General features: G+C 66.3%; 15 protein-coding genes and 1 riboswitch. Of the genes, 8 read left to right on the forward strand and 7 right to left on the reverse strand.

The genetic code is table 11. The features are described 5' to 3' along the window. Window positions 1-10: 10 nt before the first annotated feature. From ACK3BK_RS10485 to ACK3BK_RS10495, 3 genes are read left to right on the forward strand one after another with little or no spacing between them, the layout of a single operon-like run. Complete coding sequence (locus ACK3BK_RS10485; protein ID WP_411384248.1) at window positions 11-8,608, forward strand: amino acid adenylation domain-containing protein; 8,598 nt, start codon at window positions 11-13, stop codon at window positions 8,606-8,608. Between the two features lie 59 nt (window positions 8,609-8,667). Continuing rightward, window positions 8,668-9,654: an alpha/beta hydrolase gene (locus ACK3BK_RS10490; protein WP_186665395.1), complete on the forward strand. Its 987-nt coding sequence runs from the start codon at window positions 8,668-8,670 to the stop codon at window positions 9,652-9,654. Between the two features lie 45 nt (window positions 9,655-9,699). Further along, a complete protein-coding gene (locus tag ACK3BK_RS10495) occupies window positions 9,700-12,678 on the forward strand; it encodes an autotransporter domain-containing protein (RefSeq protein WP_411384249.1) in 2,979 nt (992 codons plus the stop codon). Window positions 12,679-12,728: 50 nt separating this feature from the next. Here the strand turns inward: ACK3BK_RS10495 and ACK3BK_RS10500 are convergent, their stop codons facing one another. Further along, window positions 12,729-13,631, reverse strand: a complete 903-nt coding sequence (locus tag ACK3BK_RS10500) for a LysR substrate-binding domain-containing protein (RefSeq protein WP_411384250.1) — start codon at window positions 13,629-13,631, stop codon at window positions 12,729-12,731. 312 nt (window positions 13,632-13,943) lie between these two features. On the opposite strand from ACK3BK_RS10500, the gene ACK3BK_RS10505 reads away from it, so the two are divergent. Together ACK3BK_RS10505 and ACK3BK_RS10510 are read left to right on the forward strand one after the other, a co-directional pair. Further along, window positions 13,944-15,227 (forward strand): dicarboxylate/amino acid:cation symporter, encoded by a 1,284-nt coding sequence (locus ACK3BK_RS10505; RefSeq protein WP_411384251.1) that lies wholly within the window; start codon window positions 13,944-13,946, stop codon window positions 15,225-15,227. Window positions 15,228-15,240: 13 nt separating this feature from the next. After that, entirely contained in the window at window positions 15,241-16,698 is a 1,458-nt protein-coding gene (locus ACK3BK_RS10510; RefSeq protein ID WP_411384252.1) for an aspartate/glutamate racemase family protein, read from the forward strand. 43 nt (window positions 16,699-16,741) lie between these two features. Here the strand turns inward: ACK3BK_RS10510 and ACK3BK_RS10515 are convergent, their stop codons facing one another. The 5 genes from ACK3BK_RS10515 to ACK3BK_RS10535 form a co-directional block, all read right to left on the reverse strand. Continuing rightward, window positions 16,742-17,536: a class II aldolase/adducin family protein gene (locus ACK3BK_RS10515; RefSeq protein ID WP_411384253.1), complete on the reverse strand. Its 795-nt coding sequence runs from the start codon at window positions 17,534-17,536 to the stop codon at window positions 16,742-16,744. A 145-nt stretch (window positions 17,537-17,681) separates the two neighbouring features. Continuing rightward, window positions 17,682-18,581: a LysR family transcriptional regulator gene (locus ACK3BK_RS10520; protein ID WP_186665387.1), complete on the reverse strand. Its 900-nt coding sequence runs from the start codon at window positions 18,579-18,581 to the stop codon at window positions 17,682-17,684. 121 nt (window positions 18,582-18,702) lie between these two features. Beyond that, window positions 18,703-19,602 carry a hydroxymethylglutaryl-CoA lyase gene (locus tag ACK3BK_RS10525; RefSeq protein ID WP_411384254.1) on the reverse strand — a complete coding sequence of 300 codons (900 nt, stop codon included), beginning with the start codon at window positions 19,600-19,602 and terminating at the stop codon, window positions 18,703-18,705. Window positions 19,603-19,622: 20 nt separating this feature from the next. Then, window positions 19,623-20,015: a MerR family transcriptional regulator gene (locus tag ACK3BK_RS10530; protein WP_054893249.1), complete on the reverse strand. Its 393-nt coding sequence runs from the start codon at window positions 20,013-20,015 to the stop codon at window positions 19,623-19,625. Between the two features lie 53 nt (window positions 20,016-20,068). Further along, window positions 20,069-20,953 (reverse strand): helix-turn-helix domain-containing protein, encoded by an 885-nt coding sequence (locus ACK3BK_RS10535; RefSeq protein ID WP_411384255.1) that lies wholly within the window; start codon window positions 20,951-20,953, stop codon window positions 20,069-20,071. 165 nt (window positions 20,954-21,118) lie between these two features. Here ACK3BK_RS10535 and pobA point away from each other — a divergent pair, with 165 nt between their 5' ends. Then, the gene (gene pobA / locus ACK3BK_RS10540; protein WP_411384256.1) at window positions 21,119-22,303 is read left to right on the forward strand and encodes a 4-hydroxybenzoate 3-monooxygenase; all 1,185 of its coding nucleotides are present in this window, start codon (window positions 21,119-21,121) and stop codon (window positions 22,301-22,303) included. 208 nt (window positions 22,304-22,511) lie between these two features. Here pobA and ACK3BK_RS10545 read toward each other — a convergent pair whose 3' ends face one another. Then, window positions 22,512-23,159, reverse strand: a complete 648-nt coding sequence (locus ACK3BK_RS10545) for an ankyrin repeat domain-containing protein (RefSeq protein ID WP_186665380.1) — start codon at window positions 23,157-23,159, stop codon at window positions 22,512-22,514. A gap of 163 nt (window positions 23,160-23,322) precedes the next feature. On the opposite strand from ACK3BK_RS10545, the gene ACK3BK_RS10550 reads away from it, so the two are divergent. Beyond that, complete coding sequence (locus ACK3BK_RS10550) at window positions 23,323-24,204, forward strand: LysR substrate-binding domain-containing protein (RefSeq protein WP_186710419.1); 882 nt, start codon at window positions 23,323-23,325, stop codon at window positions 24,202-24,204. A 45-nt stretch (window positions 24,205-24,249) separates the two neighbouring features. Beyond that, window positions 24,250-24,448, forward strand: a riboswitch (cobalamin riboswitch). A gap of 98 nt (window positions 24,449-24,546) precedes the next feature. Beyond that, window positions 24,547-25,614, forward strand: a complete 1,068-nt coding sequence (cobW, locus tag ACK3BK_RS10555) for a cobalamin biosynthesis protein CobW (RefSeq protein ID WP_054893920.1) — start codon at window positions 24,547-24,549, stop codon at window positions 25,612-25,614.

The raw sequence follows: 25,614 nt of genomic DNA on the forward strand, positions 1-25,614 counted from the left end.
GGGAACCGGTGTGAAAGCGTTGATTGAAAGGGTGGGCGAGCTGTCGCCGAAGGAACGCAAGGCCTTGGCGGTGATGCTCAAGCACAAGAACATCAATCTGTTCAGCGTCGCGCCGGTGTTCAAGCGTCAGCCCGAGGAACTGCAACTGCTGTCCTATGCCCAGGAGCGGCAGTGGTTCCTCTGGCAGATGAGCCCCGAGAGCAGTGCCTATCACATCAGTGCCGCCCTGAAGTTGCAGGGCGCCCTGGATATCGCGGCGCTCGATGCCAGCTTTGCCGCGCTGGTGGCCCGCCACGAAACCTTGCGCACCCGCTTCGTCGAGGATGGCGAGCAGGTGCTGCAGGTGATCGATGCGCCGAACTGGGCCGGGATCGAGCAGCAGACCTTGGCCCTCGACGATGCGCCGCAACGACGCCAGGCGCAGTTGCAGGCGTGTGTCGAGGAGGAGATCCAGCGCCGTTTCGACCTGCAGGCCGGCCCGCTGTTGCGGGTCAAGCTGCTGCGGCTCGGCGAGCAGGAGCATGTGCTGGTGCTCACCCAGCATCACATCGTGACCGATGGCTGGTCGATGCAGGTGATGATCGACGAGCTGGTCCAGCTGTACGCCGCCGCGTGCGAAGGGCGGACCGTGCAACTGCCGGCGCTGCCGGTGCAGTACGCCGATTACGCCTTGTGGCAGCGCCAGTGGATGGAGGCCGGTGAGCAGGAGCGTCAACTGGCCTACTGGACCGAACGGCTGGGCAGCGAGCATCCGGTGCTCGAGCTGCCGTTCGACCATCCGCGCCCGGCGGAGCAGAGCCTGCGCGGTGCCAGCCTGGAGGTGAAGCTCGAGGCGCAGTTGTGCCGCGACCTGCGCAGTGTGGCGCAGGCGCAGGGCGTCACCTTGTTCATGCTGTTGCTGGCGTCGTACCAGGTCTTGCTGTACCGCTACAGTGGCCAGCGTGACCTGCGCATCGGCGTGCCGGTGGCCAACCGCAACCGCATGGAGACCGAGCGGCTGGTCGGTTTCTTCGTCAACACCTTGGTGCAGCGCGTCGAGATCTCGGGGCAGACGACCGTGCGGGCGTTTCTCCAGCAGGTCAAGGCCGATGCCCTGGGCGCGCAGGCGCACCAGGACTTGCCGTTTGAACAGTTGGTCGAAGCGCTGCGCCCGCAACGCACCCTCAGCCACAGCCCGCTGTTCCAGGTGATGTTCAATCACCAGGGTGGCGCGGCGCTGGGCGCTGGCGGTGACGGCGCCCAGGCGTCTGGCCTGCGCATCGAAAACCTCAAGAGCGAGGGCCATACCGCCCAGTTCGACCTGACCCTGAACATTCTGGAGCAGGGCGATGCGTTGGATGCGCAGTTCACCTACGCCCTGGACCTGTTCGAGCCGGCGACCGCGCAGCGCCTGGCTCGGCACTGGCAGAACCTGTTGCAGGCGATGGTCGCCAACCTCGACTGCACGCTGGACGACCTGCCGTTGATCGCTGCCGACGAAGTGCGCGACACCCTGGTGCGCTGGAACGCCACGGCGGTCGAGTACCCGCTGGAGCACAGCGTCCAGGCGCTGATCCAGCGTCAGGTCGAGGCCACGCCGGACGCTACGGCGCTGGTGTTTGGCGAGCGTCAGCTCAGCTACCGTCACCTCGATGCCCTGGCCAACCAGTGGGCGCACCGCCTGCAGGCGGCGGGGGTGGGCCCGGATGTGCTGGTGGGGGTGGCGGCCGAGCGCAGCGTGGAAATGGTCGTGGCGCTGCTGGCGGTGATCAAGGCCGGTGGCGCCTATGTGCCGCTGGACCCGGAATACCCGCGCGAGCGCCTGGCCTACATGATCGAGGACAGCGGCATCGAACTGCTGCTGACCCAGTCGCACCTGCGCGAGCAGTTGCCGTTGCCGCAGGGCCTGGAGTGCCTGCTGCTCGACCAGCCACTGAGCGGCCATGCCGAGCAGGCGCCGGAGATCGAGATCACTGGCGAGAACCTGGCCTACGTGATCTACACCTCCGGCTCCACCGGCAAGCCCAAGGGCGCGGGCAACCGCCACCGGGCGCTGACCAACCGCTTGTGCTGGATGCAGCAGGCCTATGGCCTGACTGCCGGGGACCGGGTGCTGCAGAAGACCCCGTTCAGCTTCGACGTGTCGGTGTGGGAGTTCTTCTGGCCGCTGATGACCGGTGCTTGCCTGGTAGTTGCTGCGCCAGGGCTGCACCGCGACCCGGCGCAACTGATCGAGCTGATTCGCCGCGAGCGCATTACGACGCTGCACTTCGTGCCGTCGATGCTGCAGGCCTTCGTGGCTGATCCTGCGGTGGCGGGCTGCGACAGCCTGACCCGTATCGTCTGCAGCGGCGAGGCGCTGCCGGTGGATGCCCAGCGCCAGGTGTTCGACAAATTGCCGAATGCCGGGCTGTACAACCTGTATGGCCCGACCGAAGCGGCCATCGACGTGACCCACTGGACCTGCCGCGAAGAAGGCCGCGACAGCGTGCCGATCGGCGAGCCGATCGCCAACCTGCAGACCTACGTGCTGGACGCCGGCCTCGGCCCGGTGGCGGTGGGTGTGGTGGGCGAGCTGTACCTGGGCGGCACCGGCCTGGCGCGCGGTTATCACCGCCGACCTGGGCTGACCGCCGAACGCTTCGTCGCCAGCCCCTTCGGTGACGGCGAGCGGCTGTACCGCACTGGTGACCTGGCGCGCTACCGCGCCGACGGCGTGATCGAGTACATGGGGCGTATCGACCATCAGGTGAAGATTCGCGGCCTGCGCATCGAGCTGGGCGAGATCGAAGCACGGCTGATGGAGCAGGACGAAGTGCGCGAGGCCGTGGTGCTGGCGGTGCCGGGTGCCGGCGGCCTGCAACTGGCGGGTTATCTGGTGCCAAGCACGCCAGTGGCGGACGACGCGGCAGCCGAGGCCTTGCGCGCTACCCTGCGCGAGCGCCTGGGTGCGGTGCTGCCGGACTACATGGTGCCGGTGCACCTGCTGCTGCTCGAGCAGTTGCCACTGAGCCCCAACGGCAAGCTGGAACGTCGTGCGCTGCCGCACCCTGCGGTCGGCCAGTCGAAACAGGCCTATGTCGCGGCGCAGAGCGCCGTGGAAAAGACCCTCGCCGGAATCTGGCAGGACGTGCTCAAGCTGGAGCAGGTCGGGGTCAACGACAACTTCTTCGAACTGGGTGGCGACTCGATCATCTCCATCCAGGTGGTCAGCCGCGCGCGGCAGGCCGGTATCCGCTTCACGCCCAAGGACCTGTTCCGCCACCAGACCATCCAGGGCCTGGCCGGTGCGGTGCGCATCGAGGCCGCAGGTCAGGAGGCCGAGCAGGGGCCGGTGACGGGCAGGGCGGGACTGCTGCCGATCCAGCAGGCGTTCTTCGAGCTGCCGCTGGCGCAGCGCGCGCACTGGAACCAATCGGTGTTGCTGCAACCGACCCGGGCGCTGGACGCCGATGCCCTGGAGCGCGCCTTGCAGGCGCTGCTGGTGCAGCATGATGCGCTGCGCCTGGGTTTCACCCAGGTGGACGGGCAGTGGCAGGCACAGTTCCGTGAGGTGAGCACGATCGGTACGTTGCTGGAACGGGTCGAGGGGGGGCAGCCCGACGCCCTGCAAGCCCTGGGTGAACGGGTGCAGCGAAGCCTCGACCTGGTCGATGGCCCGCTGGTCCGCGCCGTGCTGGTCACTCTTGCCGACGACAGCCAGCGCCTGTTGCTGGTGATTCACCACCTGGTGGTCGATGGCGTGTCGTGGCGGGTGTTGTTCGACGACCTGCAGAGCGCCTATCAGCAAAGCCTTGCTGGCCAGGCTCCACACCTCGGGCCACGCACCAGCTCGGTCAAGGCCTGGGCCGAGCGCCTGGAAAGCTATGCGCACAGCGAGCAGGGCCAGGCGGAGCTTGCGTACTGGGAGCGTCTGCGCGAGGTGCAGGTGCACTGGCCTGTAGCCGCGCCGACGCAACCTCTGCTCAATCGCGACGCCGCCACGGTGCAGGTGCGCCTGGATGCGGCCCTGACCCGGCAATTGCTGCAGCAGGCCCCGGCGGCCTATCGCACCCAGATCAACGACCTGTTGATGACGGCCCTGGCGCGCACCCTGGTGGCCTGGACCGGTGACGAGCACGCCCTGGTGCAACTGGAAGGGCACGGACGCGAAGCCCTGTTCGACGACATCGACCTGACCCGTACCGTCGGCTGGTTCAGTTCGATGTTCAGCGTGTGCCTGACGCCGGCTGCCGAGCTGGGGGCTTCGATCAAGCAGGTCAAGGAGCAACTGCGCGCCATTCCGCATCGCGGCGTCGGCTTCGGTGCCCTGCGTTACTACGGCGAGCCGCAGGTGCGAGCGCTGCTCGCGGCGTTGCCGCAGCCGCGGGTGACCTTCAACTACCTGGGCCAGTTCGACGGCAGTTTCGCCGTGGACGATGGTGCGCTGTTCACCCCGGCCAACGAGTCTGCGGGTGCGGAACAGGGCGAGGATGCACCGCTGGGCAACTGGCTGACGGTCAATGGCCAGCTGTATGGCGGCGAGCTGAGCCTGAACTGGATCTTCAGCCGTGCGCAGTTCGCCCCCGACGAGATTCAGGCCCTGGCCGAGCGCTACATCGAGCAGCTCGGCGCGCTGGTGTGCCACTGCGTGGAACTGCCGGTGCGCGGCGCGACGCCTTCGGACTTCCCGCTGTGCGGGCTCGACCAGGCCCAGCTTGACCGCTTCCCCGGCCTGCTGGAGCAGGTCGAGGACATCTACCCGCTGTCACCGACCCAGCTGGGCATGCTGTTCCACACCCAGGAATCGGCAGCCAACCTGTACATCAACCAGACTAGCATTGAGGTCAAGGGCCTGGACGCCGAGGCGTTCATAGCCGCCTGGGCGCAGGTGGTGGCGCGCCACGAGATCCTGCGCACCGGTTTCTGGACCGCCAGCCACCTGGCCGAGCCGCTGCAGGTGGTCTACCGCCAGGGCAGCCTGCCGGCGCGCTGCCTGGACTGGCGCGAGCGCACCGTCGAACCTGGCGCCCTGCAGGCGCTGGCCGATGAAGATTGTGCGCGCGGCTTCGAGCTGCTCGAGGCGCCGCTGGCACGCCTGAGCGTGGTGCGCCTGGATGACGACACCACCCAACTGATCTGGACCAGCCACCATATCCTCATGGACGGCTGGTCCAATTCGCGCCTGATGGGCGAGGTCTTCGAGTGCTATGCCGGGCATCCGCTGCCCACCAAACGCGGGCATTTCCGCGACTATATCGGTTGGTTGCGCGAGCAGCCGGCGGCGCGCCAGGAAGCCTTCTGGCGCGAGCGCCTGGCGGGGCTGGAGGGGCCGACCAGCCTCAGCGCCAGCCTGCCGTTGCCGGCCGATGCACAGGCTGAAGGCCATGCGGCGCTGTACCTGGACTGGGATGGCGCACGCACCCAACGCCTGCGTGAGGTCGCCCAGCAATTGCGGGTGACCCCCAACACGCTGGTGCAGGCGGCCTGGCTGCTGCTGTTGCAGCGCCATACCGGGCAGCAGACCGTGTGCTTCGGCGCCACCGTGGCCGGGCGCCCGGCGGAGTTGGCGGGTTCGGGCGAGATGCTCGGCCTGTTCATCAACACCTTGCCGATCATCCAGACCCTGTCCGATCAGCAGCCGCTGGACGAATGGCTGCAGGCCCTGCAGGCCTGGAACCTGGAGGTGCGCGACCATGAGCACACGGCGCTGGCCGATATCCAGCGCTGGGCCGGGCAGGGCGCCGGTGGCCTGTTCGACAGCATCATCGTGTTCGAGAACTACCCGGTGGACGAGCGTCTGGCCCAGGCCCAGGACCAGCAGTTGCAGTTCGGCCAGGTGAGCACCCGTGACGTGACCAACTACGCCATGGACCTGGCGGTGCACCTGGGCACGACCCTGAAGATCGAGTTCCTCTATCTGGTCGGGCGTTTCACGCCGGCCAGCGTTGCGCAGATCCTCGCCAGCTTCGAGACCTTGCTGCAGGGGATGCTCGACCAGCCGCAGGCTCGGCTTGGCAACCTCGGCCTGCTCGATCAGGCCGGGCAGCGCCAGTTGCTCGAGGCCAACCGTCTGGGCGGGCAGGCGCCGACGGCGCTGCTGGGCGAGCAGATCGCCCGCCACAGCCGCGAGCGCCCGACCCAGGTTGCGCTGGTGTGTGCCGGTCGCCAGTTGACCTACGCTCAACTCGAACAGCGGGCCAGCCGCCTGGCCGAGCTGCTGGTGGCGCAGGGTGTCGGCCCGGAAGTGCGGGTGGGCGTGGCCCTGCAGCGCTCGGTGGACATGGTGGTAGCGTTCTACGCCGTGATGAAGGCCGGTGGCGCCTATGTGCCGCTGGACATCGACTACCCCCGCGAGCGCCTGGACTGGATCCTGCAAGACAGCAACGCCTCGTTGATCCTCACCGAGCACAGCGTGCAGGCGCGCCTGCCGCAGCGCGACGGGGTGAACTGGCTGCCTCTCGACAGCCTTGACCTCGACGCGCCGGGCCTTATCCGTGGCGCCGCGGCAGTGTCGCCCGACAACCTGGCCTACCTGATCTACACCTCGGGTTCGACCGGCAAGCCCAAGGGCGTGGCGGTGACCCACGGCCCGCTGGCCATGCACTGCGCGGCGATCGCCGAGCGCTACGAGATGGACGTGCGCACCCGCGAGCTGCTGTTCATGTCGTTCGCCTTCGACGGCGCCCAGGAGCGCTGGCTGTCCACCCTGAGCAATGGCGGCTGCCTGGTGATCCGCCCAGGCGAACTGTGGACGCCCGAGCAGACCTGGCAAGCGCTGCATGCCGAGCGCATCGACATCGCCTGCTTCCCCCCGGCCTACCTGCAGCAGCTGGCTGAATACGCCGAAGGCCGCGAGCCGCCGGCGGTGCGCATCTACTGCTTCGGTGGCGATGCGGTGGCCCAGGCCAACTACGACCTGGTGCGCCGCAACCTGCGCCCGCAGGCGCTGACCAATGGCTACGGCCCGACCGAAACCGTGGTCACGCCGTTGCTCTGGCGCGTCGCGGCCAGCCAGCCGTGCGAGGCGGTGTATGCACCGATTGGCACTCGGGTCGGCGAGCGCACCCTGTATGTGCTGGACGCTGCACTCAATCCCGTACCGGACGGGGTTGCCGGTGAACTCTACATCGGCGGTGAGGGCCTGGCGCGGGGTTACCATCAACGTCCGGACGTGACGGCCGAGCGTTTCGTCTGTGACCCGTTCGCGCAGGCGGGCGGGCGTCTGTACCGCACTGGCGACCTGGTGCGCCGTCGCCCCGATGGCGTGTTCGACTACCTCGGTCGGCTCGACAATCAGGTCAAGGTGCGTGGTTTCCGTATCGAGCTGGGCGAGATCGAGGCGCGCCTGCGTGGCCGCGCCGAGGTGCGCGATGCCGTGGTGGTCGCACGGGAGGTCAATGGCAGCAAGCAGTTGGTCGCCTATGTGGTGGCCGAGGCGGATGCCAATCTGGCCGAACGCCTGCGTGCGCACCTGGCCGATGAGCTGCCGGACTACATGGTCCCGGCGCAGATCATCCTGCTGGCGGCGCTGCCGCTGAGCGCCAATGGCAAGCTCGACCGCAAGGCCCTGCCTGATCCGCAGTTCAAGGCGCGCGAGCACGTGCCGGCCAGTACCCCGCAGGAACTGGCGCTGGTGCGTATCTGGCAGGAGGTGCTGGAGCTCGACCAGGTCGGGATCACCGACAACTTCTTCGAGTTGGGCGGCGACTCGCTGCGCGTACTCAAGGTGCTGGGCAAGGTCCGCGCGGCACCTGAGCTGGGCCTGAGCCTGAAGCTGCGCGACATCATGAGCAAACCGACCATCGCCCAACTGTGCGGCAGCGAACGCAAGCCGCAGGCGCCGGATCCGTTGTTGGCGCTCAACCGTATCGTCGACGGCACCTCGCCGCTGTTCTGCCTGCATGCCGGCTTCGGCACGGTGTTCGACTACGAGCCGCTGGCCCGCCACCTGGACGGGCAGTGCACGGTCTACGGCCTGCAATGCCGCATGCTGCTGGACCGCGAGTGGCAGGACAGCTCGCTGGCGGCAATGGCCGGCGACTATGCCCAGGTCGTGCTGCGCAGGCAGCCTGAAGGGCCGCTGCGGCTGCTGGGCTGGTCGCTGGGTGGGCCGCTGGCGGTGCTGGTGGCCGCCGAGCTGATCCGCCTCGGCCGCGAGGTCAGCCTGCTGGGGTTGGTGGACAGTTACCTGCCGGGGCTGGCTGCACCGGGCGGCGACTGGCGTGACGACTTCCACGGTTTCGTGGCGGTCACCCTGGGCGATGCGCCCGCAGCGGCGCTCGACCCTGCAACGCTGACGCAACTGGACGCCGATGCCCTGGCGGTGCAGATCGGGCAACTGCGCCAACAGGGCAGCACCTCGGACGTCTACGCCCGGATCGAGGCGCAGGACCTGGCGCACACCTTCGTCGTGGCCATGCGCCTGAAAGCCTTGGGCGAGGCCTTGCACAGCCTGCCTGCCGTGGCGGCCGAGGCGCGCTGCTGGTGGGGCGAAGGCGTCGGCAGCCGCGAGCGCGCCAGTTTCGAGGCGGCGCTGGGGCAGTGCCAGGCCAGTGCGGTGTTGGCGGCAGGGCACTTCGAATTGCTGCAGCACCCCAGCGTACTGGCGGATATCCGCGACAGCCTGGCACCGACGTTCAGCCATTGAAACCTCGGGCGCTCGCCGCACAGGGGGCGCCCGTATCGCGTCTTCCGAGGAATTTCCCAATGTCTTTGCATCCTGACCTGGCCGGTTTTCTCGAACTGGTCGAGCTGGGCCGACTGACCGGCAGCAGCCAACCCATGCACCAGATGAGCGTCGAGCAGGCCCGCGCCGAATTCGAACGCAGCTCCCAGGTGCTCGACCCAAGCCCGCCTGACGACCTGCAGGTCGAGCAACTGCAGATGGTGGATGGCGAGGGCCAACCGCTGTCGGCACGCTTGTATCGCCGGCAGTCGCCGGTGGACGGCCTGCAGCCGGTGCTGTTGTATTTTCACGGTGGCGGCTATGTGGTCGGCAGCCTGGACTCCCACGATGCGGTGTGTCGGCGCCTGGCCATGTGCAGCGACTTTGCGGTACTGGCGCCAGCCTACCGTCTGGCACCGGAAGCACCCTTCCCGGCGGCTGCGGACGATGCCCTGGCCAGTGCCCGCTGGCTGGTGGAACACGGCGAGGCGCAGCGCCTGGATGCCCGCCGGGTGGTGGTCAGTGGCGACAGCGCGGGAGCCAGCCTGGCCATCGTCGTCGCCGCCACGGCCGCGCAGCAGCAGGAGGGGGCGGTGTTGCGCCCGCTGGCGCAGTTGCTGTTCTACCCGGTCACCGATATCAGCCGCCAGCGGCCGTCCCATGTGCAATATGCCGAGGGTTACCTGCTCGAAAGCGAAACCCTGGAGTGGTTCTACCGGCATTACGTGCGTGACCCATCGCAGCGCCTCGATTGGCGGGTGTCGCCGTTGCACCTGACCTCGCTCGAGGGCCTGGCGCCTACTTGGATGGCGCTGGCCGGGCATGACCCGCTGCTGGATGAAGGCGTGGCCTGGGCACATGCCCTGGAAAAGGCCGGCGTGCCGCTGCAGTGGCGGGTGGAGCAGGGGTTGACCCACGATTTTCTGCGGATGCAGGGGATGGTCGAGGCCGTGGAGGGAATCTACGCCGAGGTGGGGCGCTGGTTGAAGGCGGTCGGCGCGGGTTGTCAATCAAACGGTAATATCTGATAGCCATATTGGCCGGCCATCAACAATCACAATGGTCGCCCCAACATGCATTTCACGCCGCACCGTCTGGCCCTGTGTGTCGCCCTGGCCAGTGCTGGCCTGGCCGCCAACGCCACCGATTACCAGGTTGGCAATGCCAGTACCAGCACGCTGGAACTCAAGAAGGGCGACACGCTCAAGGTGACGCCGACCGGCAGCATCGTCTCGGGTGCCGACGACGGGGTGATCCTGCCCAAGCAGACCAGCGGCACCACGGTCAGCGTCGATAACGCCGGTATCATTCGCTCCACCGTGGCCCGCGGTATCGACACCAAGGATGGCGGCACCGACCAGAGCTTCTTCGTCATCACCAACCGCGCCGGGGCGCTGATCCAGGGGACCAACGACGGTATCCGTTTCCAGACCAACCCCACCGCGGGTGGCAGCCTCAAGATCAGCAACGCCGGGACCATCGAATCCATTACCGATGGCCAGGCCATCGATCTGGAGGCCCTCAACAACCCAAGCTTCAGAACCACCCTGGTGAACGAGGTGGGCGGAGTGATCCACGCCGTGGGCAACGACGCGATCAAGACCGGCTCCAACGCCACCATCACCAACTACGGGCGTATCTACACCGACACCGCACCGCAGGATGCCAACGGCCTCGACCAGAAATACGACGGCATCAAGATCGGTACTTCGACCGGTGTCACCGTGTACAACTACGGCAGCATCAGTGCCGACCGTCACGGCGTGGACCTCAAGACCGACGCCACCCTCTACAACTATGCCGGTGCCAGCGTTACCGGGCGCAACGGCTCGGGCTTCGGCTCCGACGGCACCGGCAGCGTGTACAACTGGGGCACCATCACCGGTGCCATCGCCGACGGCAAGATCAATGGCGACGGTGATGGCGTCGATATCGACTTCATCGGCCACGTCTACAACGCCGGCACCATCCAGGGCCTGGGCGCCAAGGGCGTGGACAGCGGCGGGCGGCCCAATGGCAGCGAAGGCATCGCCATGGGCGGCGGTACGGTCACCAACACCAGCACCGGCCTGATCCGCAGCGTCGACAACGGCATCCTGGTGGACGATGGTGCCGAAGGTTCGGGTGTCGGCGCGACTACCATCGACAACGCCGGCACCATTCGTGGTGAGCGCGGTTTCGGTATCAAGCTGGTCGGCAACTTCGATGACACCGTGATCAACAGCGGCACCATCAGCGGTGGCAACGGCCTGGCATTGAGCATGGGCGGCGGCGACGATCGGCTGATCGTGCGCACTGGTGGGGTGTTCAATGGTCTGGTGGATGCGGGCGATGGCGTCGATACGCTGCAGCTCGAGGGCAGCGGCCAGTTTGGCAACAGCGCCAACTTCGAGAAGCTGCTGGTCTCTGGTGGCACCTGGACGCTGAGCAGCGTCAACGATTTCAGCCAGGGTGGCGAGATCACCCAGGGCGCGGCGCTGATCAACCAGGGCAGCGTGCTCGGCAGCTTGCGGGTGGACCAGGGTGCGACCTACGCGGGCGGCGGTGTGGTCGGTGGCCTCGACGTCAGGGGCACGATGCTGACCAACACCGGGTTGGGGGTGGCCACGGTCAAGGGCGACCTGAAGTTCGATTCGGGCGCCAGCCTGGTCTATGGCGTCAACGCCGACGGCAGCAGCGCGCCGATCAACGTCACCGGTACCGCCAATCTGGGCGGTGCCACCCTGCGCATCCAGCCGACCCCGGGCCAGTACCCCTGGCAGAGCCAGTACACCGTGCTCAACGCCGGTGCGATCAACGGCACCTTTGGCCAGGTCACCAGCGACTACGCCTTCCTCACCCCGAAACTGAGCTATACCAGCCAGTCGGTGGGCCTGACCTACAGCCGCAACGATGTCGCCTTCGACCAGTTCGCCCGCAGCGCCAACGGTGGTGCGGCGGCGCGCAGCCTGGCCAGCCTGGGCAGCGGCAGCGCACTGTACAGTGCGTTGCTCAATACTTCGAACGCCAGCGCCGGCAATGCCATCGAGCAGCTGTCGGGCAGCAACACCGCCAACCTCGCCGCGGCTACCCTGGCCGGCAGCGCCCAGGTGGGCAGCACCATGCTGGGTGCCTTGCAGTCGATGGGCAGCAATGCCGGGCTGCTGGTGGGCCTGGATCAGCAGGACACCCCGGTGCTCGCCGCCACCGGCCTGCCCCAGGGCGTGCGCAACCTCAACGACCCGAACGCCCAGGGGCGTGTGTGGGGCCAGGCGCTGGGCAGCTATGGCAAGGTCGATGGCAGCCACGGCGCCAGCAGCCTGGAGCAGCGCACGGGAGGCGCGGTGATGGGCCTGGACTGGGCGGTGGGCAGCGACTGGCGCCTGGGCGTGCTGGGCGGATACTCGCGCACCCGCCTGGACGCCAGCGGCCTGGACGGCAAGGTGCGCAGTTGGCATGCCGGCCTCTACGCCCAACGCCAGAGGGGCCCGCTGGCCCTGCGTCTGGGCGCGGCGTACAGCAGCCACGACGGCGACAGCAAGCGCAGCGTGGCCTTCGATGGCTTCGATGAGCGCCTGAAGGGCAACTACGATGCCGACAGCCAGCAAGCCTTCGCCGAGCTGGGCTATGCCCTGGGCAGCGGGCGCCTGAGTGCCGAGCCCTTCGCCAACCTGGGCTACCAGCGCTACCACCGCGACAGCTACCGCGAGAAGGGCGGCGATGCTGCCTTGGCGGTGGATGCCGACACGCAGGACAACGTCACCAGCACCTTCGGCGTGCGCATCGCGCACCTGGGGCAACTGGACAACGGCATGAGCCTGACGCCCCGCGCCAGCCTGGGCTGGCGCCACACCTACGGCAATCTCGACACTCGCACGCGCCAGGCCTTCCTGGCCGGCGGCGATGCGTTCAGCGTCCAGGGCAGCGCGCTGGACCGTGACAGTCTGGTGGTCGAGGCCGGGCTGGAGCTGGGGCTCAGTGCGCGGCAGAGTGTGGGCCTGGGCTACAACGGCGAGCTGGGCAGCAATGCACGCAACCATGCCGTGATGGGGCAGTGGCAGTTCAAGTTCTGATCGACCGTCAATCCACCTGAAGCCGGGGCCGCAAGGGCCCCGGCGGCGTTTCAGCGCAGGTCGCGTTCCAGCGACTTCCACAGCTCGAGCATGGTCGGGTTGCTGTTGCCGATCGAGCGGAACGACCAGATTTCCAGTTCCGCGCTCAACTCATCCCCGCCTGCGCGCACCAGCCGACCGCTGGCCAGTTCCTCCTCGACCGCCGACTCCGGCAGCCAGGCGATGCCATAACCTTCGCGGGCCATGCGCATCAGGTGCATGGCCATGTCGGCTTCGTAGAAGCGCTTGAGGTGAGGCTGCGCGTTGCCCTGCAGCAACACATCCACCACCCGCCCGAGAAACGAGGTGGTGGTGTAGGCGAGGTAGGGGGTGGGTTTGCCCGCCGCCCCCGGCAGGGCGAACAGCGGGCGGCCTTCGGCGTCGGGCGCCGACACCGGAAAGAAGGCATCGCTGCCCAGGCGCAGGCCGACGAACTTGTCAGGGTCGAGGATGATCGGTGCACGCGGGTGGCTGTAGCCGATCATCAGGTCGCAGCTGCCTTCGGCCAGGGCGATGACCGCCTCCTGCACGTTGGCGGCCAGCACTCGCGCATTGAAGTAGCCGTAGCGGCGCTGGAAACCGGCGAACCAGGTGGGCAGGAAGGTCATCGACAGGGTGTGCCCGGCCACCACCTGAATCGAGCGACCGGGCATGCGCTCGCCGCGGCGCAGCGCCGAGCGCAGGTCATGGAAGATCGACAGCGCGTCACGGCCTTCGTCGCAGAAGGTCTTGCCGGCGGCGGTCAGTTGCACGGGATAGGTGCTGCGGTCGACCAACTCGACGCCGACCCATTCCTCCAGCGAGCGGATGCGTCGCGACAGCGCGGACTGAGTGATGCAGCGGATCTCGGCCGCGCGGGAGAAGCTCTTGGTTTCGGCGATGGCCAGCAGGTCATCGATCCATTTGGTTTGCATGGTGGTGGGCCTCGACCTGATCCCTGCAGGAGCAACTGTCTTGTTCAAAATCTAAACGCCAGCCCAATCTCCCTGTGGGAGCGGGCTTGCCCGCGAACACGGGCGTAGCCCGTGCCAGGCTGCGCGGTGTCTTTTTCGCGGGCAAGCCCGCTCCCACAGACACCGCAGCTTATCCCCAGTTTCCCTGGATTTCACCGCCATTCGACAACTATGCGAATTACGCATGAACCCATCGCGCATCCTCATCAACTGCCCCGGCAGTGCGTCGTAGCCTGTTGCTGTCCCTCCCGCATTCGACAGACAGAGGTCGAGATGAATAACAAGAAACTACCCCGTTACATCGCCGTGGCGATCCTGCTCGGCATCGTCGTCGGCTGGCTGTGCAACACCTACGCAGGCTCCGCGGACGCCGCCAAGCAGATTGCAGGTTACTTCAGCCTGGTCACCGATATCTTTCTGCGCATGATCAAGATGATCATCGCCCCGCTGGTGTTCGCCACCCTGGTCGCAGGGATCAGCAGCCTGGGCAATTCCGGTTCGGTGGGGCGCATCGGCCTGCGCTCGATGATCTGGTTCGTCAGTGCCTCGGTGTTCTCCCTGGCCCTGGGCATGCTGCTGGTGAATCTGTTCCAGCCTGGCGCCCACCTGAACCTGAGCGTGGAATCAGGCCAGGCGGCAAGCGCGGTGGCGGTCAACGCCGGGGACTTCAGCCTCAAGACCTTCATCAGCCATGTGTTTCCGCGCAGCATCGCCGAAGCCATGGCCAACAACGAGATCCTGCAGATCGTGGTGTTCTCGCTGTTCTTCGGGCTGGCGCTGGCGTTCGTCAAGCAACGCGGCAACACCCGCATCGGCGAGCTGGTGGACGAGCTTGCCAAGGTGATGTTCCGCATCACCGACTACGTGATGATGTTCGCCCCGGTCGGTGTCTTCGCCGCGCTGGCCGCCGCCGTCACCACCCAGGGCATTGGCCTGCTGTTCGACTACGGCAAGCTGATCGGCCAGTTCTACCTGGGCATCCTGCTGCTGTGGCTGGTGCTGTTCGCGGTGGGCTACGGCTTCCTCGGGCGCCCGGTGTTCACCCTGGGCAAGCTGATCCGCGAGCCGGTGCTGCTGGCGTTCTCCACCGCGAGCAGCGAATCGGCCTACCCCAAGACCATCGATGCGCTGGAGAAATTCGGTGCACCCAAGCGCGTGTCGAGCTTCGTCCTGCCGCTGGGCTACTCGTTCAACCTCGACGGCTCGATGATGTACCAGGCCTTCGCGATCATGTTCATCGCCCAGGCCTACAACATCGAGCTGAGCTTCACCCAGCAAGTGCTGATCCTGTTGACCCTGATGGTCACCAGCAAGGGCATGGCCGGCGTGGCGCGGGCCTCGGTGGTGGTGGTCGCGGCCACGCTGCCGATGTTCCACCTGCCCGAGGCCGGGCTGTTGCTGATCCTGGCGATCGACCAGTTCCTCGACATGGGCCGTACCGCCACCAACGTGGTGGGCAACAGCATCGCCACGGCGGTGATCGCCGACCTCGAGCGGCGTCATGACGAGGCCCCGGCGCCCGTTGAACCTGCGCTGAAACCTGCCACCCACGCCTGATCCGGACCGTCCCATGAAAAGCCCACGCAAGACCGCCAACGCGCGTACCCTCGGCATCATCGGCGGCCTCGGCTCGCTGGCCGGTGGCGACCTGTTCCTGAAGCTGCTCAAGAGCCAGCCCCTGCTGGCCGAGCAGGGGCGCTACCACCTGCTGTTCGAGCAGCACCCGTTCAAGGACCTGGCGCTGCCGCTCAGTGCGGGCGCGAGCATGACCTCGCGCAAGCTCTATGTGTTCCAGGTCTGCCAGGGCTATGCCGACAGCGGTGCCGACGCCGTGCTGGTGCCGTGCTTCGCCAGCCATACTTTCATCGACGAACTGCGCGCCGAGCTGCAGATCGCCATCGTCGACCTGATGGCAGCGCTCAAGGCCCATGTGGCGCAGATCGCCCCGCCGGGTGCGCGCCTGGGCGTGCTGGCCTCGGACTATGTGCGCGCTTCGAGGTTGTTCGAGCGGCACTTTGCCGACGACTACGAGCTGATCCATCCCTCGCCGGTGCAGCAGGCGGCGTTGATGGAGGCGGTATACGGGCCTGCAGGCATCAAGGCCGGACATCTGGATGGGGTGGCGCTGGAGTTGTTGCATCAGGTTTGCCTGGAACTCGAAGGCCAGGGCGCGACGCTGTTGCTGCCGGGCATGACCGAGCTGTCGTTGCTGGCGCCGGAGCTGATGCGCCGTGGCATTCACTGCGTCGATGCCAACCAGGTGTATGCCGACTTCGCCAGCGCCACCGACTCGGTGCCGAGCCGTGCGCCGTTCAAGCTGGGGATCGTCGGTGGCGTGGGGCCGGCGGCGACCGTGGACTTCATGGGCAAGGTGGTGAAGAACACCCCGGCCGGGCGTGACCAGGACCATATCAGGATGGTGGTCGAGCAGAACCCGCAGATTCCCGATCGCACCGCCAACCTGCTGCGCCAGGAGGCCGACCCGACCGTGGCGATGTACTCGACCTGCCGCCGCCTGGAAGAGGAGGGCGCCGATGCCATCGCGATTCCCTGCAATACCGCGCATGCCTATGTCGGGCGGATCCAGGAGCATCTGGCGGTGCCGATCGTCAACATGCTGAGCGAGACCATCGATTTCATTCTGCACCGCTATGGTCGCGAGGTGCGGGTGGGGCTGCTGGCGACCTCGGGCACGCTGCAAAGTGGTGTCTATCACGCGGCGGCCGAACGCGTCGGCCTGTCGTTGCTGGTGCCGGACGACGCGGCGCAGGCACGGGTGATGCGTGCGATCTATGGTGAGGAGGGCGTCAAGGCGGGGTTTACCGAGGGGCAGTGTCGGGATGACCTGCTGGCGGGCGCCGGGCAACTGGTCGCGCAGGGCGCTCGGGTGTTGATTCTGGGCTGTACCGAATTGCCGCTGATCCTGGCCCAGGCCGATGGTTTCCCCATCGACGGCGTGCAGGTGGCACTGGTCGATCCGACCGATGTGCTGGCGCGCCGCTGTGTGGGGTTGGCGCGGGAGCGCTGAGGGAGCGCAACGGACATACCCGCTCCCTCAGCAGGTGCGGGCTTCAGCCCTGGTAATCGCGCCCCTCGCGATCCAGTTGCCGGATCAACGCATCCCAGTGCCGCTGGATCCCCTCGCCAAGCCCGTCGGAAAAGCGCTTCGACTGTTCATGCACCTTGGCAATCGCCGCTGGGGAGGCGTACTGCAATTGGTCATTGCCACCGGCCTGGGCGGCGATCTGGATGTTGCAGGCGCGCTCCAGGCCGTGCAGCTCGCGAAAGGCATGTTCGACACTGATGCCGCCGGTGAGCAAGCCGTGATTGCGCAGGATCAGGATATTGCTTTGCCCCAGGTTGGCCACCAGGCGCTGCTGTTCATCCAGGTCCAGCGCGACGCCCTCGTAGTCGTGATACACCACGCGGCTGTAATAGGCCAACGCATGCTGGGAGACCGGCAGCAGGCCGTCACGCTGGGCAGACACCGCCGCACCATCGTGGGTGTGGGTGTGCAGTACGGCCTTGAGGTCGGGGCGGGCGCGGTGGATGGCGCTGTGTATGACGTAGCCGGCCTGGTTGATGCCCAGGCCCAGCGGGTCGTCGATGATCGTGCCGTCGACATCCACCTTGACCAGGTTGGACGCGGTGATTTCGTCGAACAGCAGGCCGAAGGCGTTGATCAGGAAGTGCTCGTCCGGGCCGGGAACCCGTGCCGAGAAGTGCGTGTAGATGTGGTCGGTCCAGCGGAACAGGGCTGCCAGGCGATAGGCGGCGGCGAGCTTGACCCGCACCTCCCATTCCTCGGCGCTGACTCGTAGGCGCACGGCCTCCTGGCTGGGAGGTACGACGGACAGTGAACTCATGCGGTGCTCCAGTGCAAGGCAGTACGGTGTGAACAGGACCGTAGGCGTCTGGCGCAACGCTGTAAAAGTCTTTTTGGTTCTATGCTAATTATTCGTTTTAAGAATTATCTTTTTTGTTTTTATGCAAGGTGATCATTTAACCAGGTCAACTCGCTGCGTTGTTCAGCCGGGTGCCCGCCACAGCGCCGAACAGCTCCACCGGCTCCTGCAGGTTGCCCAGGTAGCGTGGGTGGAACAGCCACAGGTCGACCTGCGGCTTGAAATCGCTGACGTTGACGATATCCAGCAGGTCTCGATGGCGACTGGCAAGCAACAGCGGTTCGGGCACCAGGCCCAGGCCCTGGCCGTTGGCGACCAGCCCCAGTTGCAACTCGGTGCCGAAGGTTTCGAGGTTGATCGACAGTGACAACCCCTGTTCGCTCAATGCGCGCTGCAGCCCGGCGCGAAAGCCGCAACCATCGGGGTTGAGCACCCAGCCACGGGTATAGCAGTCGCGCAACTTGTAGCTGCGCTTGCCGGCACTGCCCTTGGCCGCGACCACGCGCAGCGGCATGCGCGTGATGGAGTGGCTGGCGATGCCTTCGGGGAAGATCTTGCCCGGTGGGAATAGCGCCGCAGCGGCGTCCAGCTCGCCGTTTTCCATGCGCGCGATCAGGCTGCTGCCCCAGCCGCTGGTGACCTGGGTGCGCAGCTCGGGGTAGGCCTGGCGGATCTGCGCCAGGGCCTCGAGCAGCACCACATCGCCCAGTGTCTGCGGCACGCCCAGGCGCAGAGTGCCGGACGGTGCGCCATCGTTGGCCACCAGTTCGCGCAGGGCGTCGATTTCACGCAGGATGGCCTTGCACTGCTCGTACACGCGCAGGCCCATGGGGGTGGGCTTGAGTGGCTTGGTGTTGCGGTCGAGCAAGGTGGCGCCGAGGTCTTCCTCGAAGTTCTGCACGCGCCGGGTGATTGCCGGCTGGGTCAGTTGCAGCGCTTCGGCGGCAAGGTTGGTCGACTGGCAACGGATGACGGCCACGAAGGCGTCCATGTCATCGATTTTCATATTCGGCGCTCACATATTGCGACTGGAGGACATACCCGCAGAGCATAATCCCGCTGGCCGGGAATGTCACAGTTCGATGAGCGAGGGAAACAGGGCGGCGCTCGCCGCCCCTGGGCGTGCGTCAGCGGGCGCTGCGTGCCCGTGCTACCCGCGAGCCGTTGGCACGCCCCAGCACGTCGCTGATGCGTTGGCCGGCGGCGACCAGCTTGTCCAGGTCGATACCGGTCTCGATGCCCAGCCCCTGCAGCAGGTACAGCACATCTTCGGTGGCGATGTTGCCGGTGGCGCCCTTGGCGTAGGGGCAGCCGCCGAGACCGGCCACCGAGCTGTCGAACACGCTGATGCCTTCGAGCAGGCTGGCATAGACATTGGCCAGGGCCTGGCCGTAGGTGTCGTGGAAGTGGCCGGCAAGCTGCTCGCGCGGCACCTGCGCCGAGACCACCTCGAACAGGCGTCGGGTATCGCCGGCGGTGCCGGTGCCGATGGTGTCGCCCAGCGACACTTCGTAGCAGCCCATGTCGTGCAGGGCGCGGGCGACCGGGGCGACCTGCTCGGCGCTGACCTTGCCTTCATAGGGGCAGCCGAGCACGCAGGATACATAGCCGCGCACCTGGATACCGTGCTCGCGGGCGGCGTCCATGATCGGTTCGAAGCGCTGCAGGCTCTCGCTGATCGAGCAGTTGATGTTGCGCTGGGAGAACGCCTCGGACGCTGCGGCGAACACCGCCACCTCCTTGACCCCGGCTGCCAGTGCATCCTCGAAACCGCGCAGGTTCGGCGCCAGGGCCGTGTAGGTCACCCCGGCACGCTGACGGATACCGGCGAACACCTCGGCCGATCCAGCCATTTGCGGCACCCACTTGGGCGAGACGAAACTGCCCACCTCGATATAGGAGAGCCCGGCGTCGGTGAGGTCGTCCACCAGCCGCACCTTGTCGGCGACGCTGATGGGTTGGGCTTCGTTCTGCAGGCCGTCGCGCGGGCCGACTTCGACCAGGCGCACGTGTGCGGGCAATGACATGGCGGGGTTCCTGTGGCGAATCAACGGTTATTGTTCAGGGTGGCGGCCAGGGCCTGCTCGCAGCGCTCCTGGGCGGTGTCCAGCTCCAAGTGCATCTGCTGGATGTCGAGCATCTGCTGCTCCAGTTGCGCGCGGCGTTCGGCGATCTTGGCCAGCATGCTGGTGAGCTGCTTGAGGTTGCCGCCGCTAGGGTCGTACAGCTCGATCAGCTCGCGGCATTCGGCCAGCGAGAAGCCGATGCGCTTGCCGCGCAGGATCAGCTTGAGGGTCACCTTGTCACGCGCCGAATAGATGCGCTCCAGGCCACGACGCTCGGGGCTCAGCAGACCCTGCTCCTCGTAGAAGCGGATGGCGCGGGTGGTGATGTCCAGCTCGCGGGACAGGTCGGAGATGCTGTAGGTCTGGCTGCTCATGCTCGGGCTCGAGGGTGGAATGTGAGTAAGCTAAAGGCAGGTTGACGTATACGTCAAGGTGATTGCGTCGTGCCGCTGCGTCGATAGGCGTTGGGGGTTTGACCGCTGAGGCGTTTGAAGAAGCGTGCGAAGTAGGTGGGATCGCTGAAACCCAGGCTGTCGGACAACTGGCCGATGCTCATGCGCGTGTAGGTCAGGTTGCGCCGTGCCTCAAGCAGCAGGCGCTGGTGGATCACCTGCAGCGCGGTCTGCCCGCTCAGCGCGCGGCACAGCTGGTTGAGCTGCAGGCTAGTGATGCCCAGGCGAGCAGCAAACTCATCGACCGACAGGTGCTGGCGGTAATGCGCTTCGACCAGGCGCAGGTAGTGCCCGAGCAAGTGGCGGTCGCGCTCGTCGCGGTTGCGCGGTGCCTGGCCCAGTTGTTGGCGGCGGCTGATCCACACCATCAGGGCGGTCACCAGCGCCTGCAGCATGGCGGCGCGAGCGGGTGCGCTGCCCTGGTACTCCTGCTGCAAGGTGTCGATCAGCCCGCGCAGGCGCGTGCGGTCGCGGCCCAGCGGGTAGCATGCCGCCGATGCCAGCACCGCCAGGGGTGCACCCAGGCGCTGCTCGAGGTCGGCCACCAGCGCCGTACCGAAGGTCAGCACATGGCCCTGGATATCGGCACTGAAGCGAAAGCCATGCACCGTCAGCGGTGGCACCACCTGGATCGCCGCCTCGTGGATCTCGCTGCGTCGACCTTCGATTTCCACCAGTGCGTGTCCGCGCTGCACATAGAGCAACTGAAACAGTTCGGCGTGCTGGTGCGGCTTGATCTCCCAATGGTGCAGGCGGCTGCGTGCCGGGATCGATTCGCAGTGCAGCAGATCGCTGCCGGGCCAGGCGTGGTTCTCACCATAGAGCTGGAACAGCGGTATGCCGGGAAGGGAGGATTTCATGGTCGGGACACCTGTCCGCTGATCGCACGGAATTTTGAAAAGTGCAGATTTTCCATCGGATATGACACCTTTTCAGCTTTTTTCGCCAGTAAAAATGCAGGGGCTAACCCGAATAACGTATGCCGGCTGCCGCCAGTACGGCATCGACAAGGCGAGACAACAACAATGAAAACCCAGGTTGCAATCATTGGCGCCGGCCCCTCTGGCCTGCTGCTCGGTCAACTGCTGCACAAGGCAGGCATCGACACGCTCATTCTCGAACGCCAGACCCCTGAGTACGTGCTTGGCCGTATCCGCGCCGGCGTACTGGAGCAGGGCACCGTCGACCTGCTGCGCGAGGCCGGGGTGTCGGCGCGCATGGACCGTGAAGGGCTGGTGCACGAAGGCGTCGAACTGCTGGTGGCAGGGCGTCGCCAGCGCCTGGATCTCAAGGCCCTGACCTGTGGCAAGACGGTGATGGTGTACGGCCAGACCGAAGTTACCCGCGACCTCATGCAGGCCCGCGAGCAGAGCGGGGCGCCGATCATGTATGGCGTGAGCAACGTGCAGCCGCACGGGCTCAAGGATGAGCGGCCCTACGTGACCTATGAGAAGGACGGCCAGTTGCACCGCGTCGAGTGCGATTACATCGCTGGCTGCGATGGTTTTCATGGCGTTTCGCGCCAGAGCATTCCGCAGGGTGTGCTCAAGCAGTACGAGCGGGTCTATCCGTTTGGTTGGCTGGGATTGCTGGCCGATACGCCACCGGTCAACCACGAGCTGATCTATGCGCATCATGACCGTGGTTTCGTGTTGTGCAGCCAGCGCTCCACCACCCGCAGCCGATATTACCTGCAGGTGCCGCTGGACGAGCGGGTGGAGAACTGGCCCGATGCGCGTTTCTGGGACGAACTCAAGGCTCGTCTGCCCGAGGACGTCGCGGCGCGCCTGGTCACAGGCCCTGCACTGGAAAAGAGCATCGCGCCGTTGCGCAGCCTGGTGGTCGAGCCGATGCAGTACGGGCACCTGTTCCTGGTGGGGGATGCGGCGCACATCGTGCCGCCGACCGGGGCCAAGGGCCTGAACCTGGCAGCCTCGGACGTCAACTATCTGTATCGCATCCTGGTCAAGGTCTATGGCGAAGGCCGCACCGACCTGCTGGAGCGCTACTCACCGCTGGCGCTGCGGCGGGTGTGGAAGGGCGAGCGTTTCAGCTGGTTCATGACCCAACTGCTGCATGATTTTGGCGAGCACAAGGATGCCTGGGACCAGAAGATGCAGGAGGCGGACCGGGAGTACTTCCTGTCGTCCGATGCCGGCCTGGTGAATATTGCCGAGAATTATGTGGGCTTGCCGTACGAGGAAGTGTAGGCGCAACTGTCTTCTTCAAATCTAAAGGCCAGCCCAATCCCCTTGTAGGAGCGGGCTTGCCCGCGAACACGGGCGTAGCCCGTGCCAGGCAGCGCGGTGTCTTTTTCGCGGGCAAGCCCGCTCCCACAACAGGACCCATAGCTTCTGAATACGGCGGTGTTACCCGTGGGAGCCAACTGTCTTTCAACTACCGCCGACCAGCGGTTCATCACCGCTCCAGCAACGCCACCATCTCTGCATACCCGCGCGTGCGCGCATGCTCCAGCGCCGTCACGCCATCCTTGTCGGCAATCGCCGGGTCCGCGCCGGCCGCCAGCAGCCGTCGCACAATGTCCACATGGCGCGGACCGCCGTCGCCAAGGATCACCGCCTCGAGCAAGGCGGTCCAGTGCAGCCGGTTGAGGTGGTTCACGTCCACGCCAGCATCGATCAGCATCTGCACCGTTTCCACATGGCCACGCTCCGCCGCCGGAATCAGCGCCGTGCCGCCGTAGCGGTTGGTGCTGGCGAGGTCGGCGCCGTGCGCCAGGGTCAGGCGCAGGATCTCGTTCAGGCCGCGAGCGCCGGCATACAGGTAGGGGCTGTCGTGGATGTTGTCCTTGGCGTTCACATCGGCGCCGGCCTCGATCAGCACCTTGGCCGCGTCGATGTGGTTGCCGTGGGTCGCGGCCAGCAGAGGTGTGCGCCCTTGGCCATCGCGGCTGTCGAGCGCCACCGGTTCCTTGAGCAGGCGACGGATGGCAGGTGCATCGCCGCGCTGGGCGGCATAAAGCAGGCGGGTATCCATTGACGTGGTCTCGGCGTGGGCGGCAAGGCAGGTGAAGGCCAGCAGGCAGGCAGCGAGGGTGTGGCGCATGCGTAGGGCTCCTGAGGCAAAGCCTCATCCTAGGGAAAAAGTTGCAGGCAACTGAAACGAATTATCTGGATGAGCTGTAGTGGATTTCCGAATACATCAACGTTGCCCGCCTCGAAGGGCCATGCTAGAAGTCAGCGTCATCATTTGAAAACCGAATACCCTCATGTCCATCAGCGTAAAACCGAATAGGGCTCTGTTCGATCTCGACCTGTTGCGCGCCATCGTCGTGGTCGCCGATTGCGGCAGCTTCACCACGGCTGCGGCCCGTCTGCATTCGACCCAGTCGACCATCAGCCAGAAGGTACGGCGCCTCGAGGAGATGGTCGGCCATCGCCTGCTGGTGCGTGGCAACCGCGACGTGCTGCCCACCGACGCCGGGCAGACGCTGCTTGGCTATGCCAGGCACATGCTGGCGCTGAACGACCAGATGCTCGAAGCCCTGGCCGGGGCCATGGTTGGCGTCACCGTGCGTCTTGGCGTGCCCGAAGATTTCGTCGGCGGGCGAACCACCAATGCGTTGTCGGCGTTCAGCCGCCTGCACCCGCAGGTCAAGCTGGAAGTCACCAGCGGCCTGTGCCGCGACCTGAGCCAGGCCTACGACAATGGTGAACTCGATCTGGTGCTGCTCAAGCAGCGGCGCAACAGCCGCGAGGGGGTGTCCTGCTGGCCCGAGCGCCTGCAATGGATCGACAGCGTGCGCATGCCGGCCTTCGAGCTTGACCCGGTGCCCTTGGTCACCTTTCCACCGCGCGGGCTGTACCGCGAAGACATGATCCATGCCATCGAAGGCATGGGCCGGCGCTGGCGCATCAGCTTCACCAGCTCCAGCTTGTCCGGTATCCAGGCCGCGGTGGCCGACGGCATGGGCGTGAGCTTGCTGCCGCCGCGCGCGGCCACCGCCGAGCACCGAGTACTTGGGGCGGCGCAAGGTTTGCCGGAGGTGGACAGCTACGAGATCGTCATCGTCCACCGGCCAACGGCCGATGTGATGGTCAAGGCCCTGGCGCAGGTGCTGACCGAGCTGCTGGCCGGGGGTGGCATCTGAAGGCTCCGATCAGCGTCAGACGGTTGACCACCTGCGCACCACTGCGTAGCCTTGCCGCTTCGAGGTTCTCCGGCGCTGCCGGAGCTAAGACGGGAACGCGGTACAAGCCGCGGCTGCCCCCGCAACTGTAAGCACTGAACAGGGTCGACACAGCCACTGCGCCCGCGCGCGGGAAGGCGTCGTCCTGACGGCTGGAGGTCGTGCAGTGCAAGCCAGGAGACCTGCCTCGCAACGTATTCGACTTTCAACCGGGCGGGGTGATCCGGTGGCGAGCGAGCCCGGCCGGTCGGTCGTGGCTTTCGTCCCGCATGCCCGCACCATTGCTGCCAAGGGCATCGCCACATGAAAACACTGGCCAAACTTCCCGTCACCATCGTCACCGGCTTCCTCGGCTCGGGCAAGACCACCTTGCTGCGCCACATGCTCGACAACGCCCAGGGGCGACGCATCGCGGTCATCGTCAACGAGTTTGGCGAGCTGGGTATCGACGGCGAAATCCTCAAGCAGTGCAGCATCGGCTGCACCGAGGAAGAGGCCAACGGCCGCGTCTATGAACTGGCCAACGGCTGCCTGTGCTGCACCGTGCAGGAAGAGTTCTTCCCGGTGATGCGCGAGCTGGTCGCTCGCCGTGGCGACCTGGACCACATTCTCATCGAGACCAGCGGCCTGGCCCTGCCCAAACCGCTGGTGCAAGCCTTCCAGTGGCCGGAAATCCGCAATGCCTGCACCGTCGATGCGGTGATCACCGTCGTCGACAGCCCGGCCGTGGCCGCCGGCACCTTCGCCGCCTACCCGGACCAGGTCGACGCGCAGCGCAAGCTCGACCCCAACCTGGACCACGAATCCCCGCTGCATGAGCTGTTCGCCGACCAACTGGCCAGTGCCGACCTGGTGGTGCTGAACAAGGCTGACCTGATCGACGCCGAGGGCCTGGCCAAAGTCCGCGCCGAAGTCGCCGAGGAGCTGCCGCCTGCCGTCAAGGTGATCGAGGCCAGCAGCGGTCGCCTGCCGCTGGATGTGTTGCTGGGCGTGGGTGCCGAGTCCGAAGTGCACATCGATGGTCGTCGCACCCACCACGATTCGCACCACGACGGCGACGATCATGACGATCACGATCATGACGCCTTCGACTCCATCTCCATCGACCTGCCTGAAGCGGACGAAAGCCTGCTGCTCGATGCCCTGACGCAACTGGTCACCGAGTTCGGCATCCTGCGCGCCAAAGGCTTTGCCGCGATCCCCGGCAAGCCGATGCGCCTGTTGATCCAAGGTGTGGGCACGCGCTTCGACAAGCACTTCGACCGCGCCTGGCGCAGCGACGAGCCGCGCATCACCCGCCTGGTGCTGATCGGCCAGGACCTTGACGCGGCACAGTTGGAAGCGCGCCTGCGCCAGGCCCTGGGCGCCTGA

The sequence above is a fragment of the Pseudomonas sp. L7 genome, assembly GCF_046605565.1.
Classification (GTDB): Bacteria; Pseudomonadota; Gammaproteobacteria; order Pseudomonadales; family Pseudomonadaceae; genus Aquipseudomonas; species Aquipseudomonas wayambapalatensis.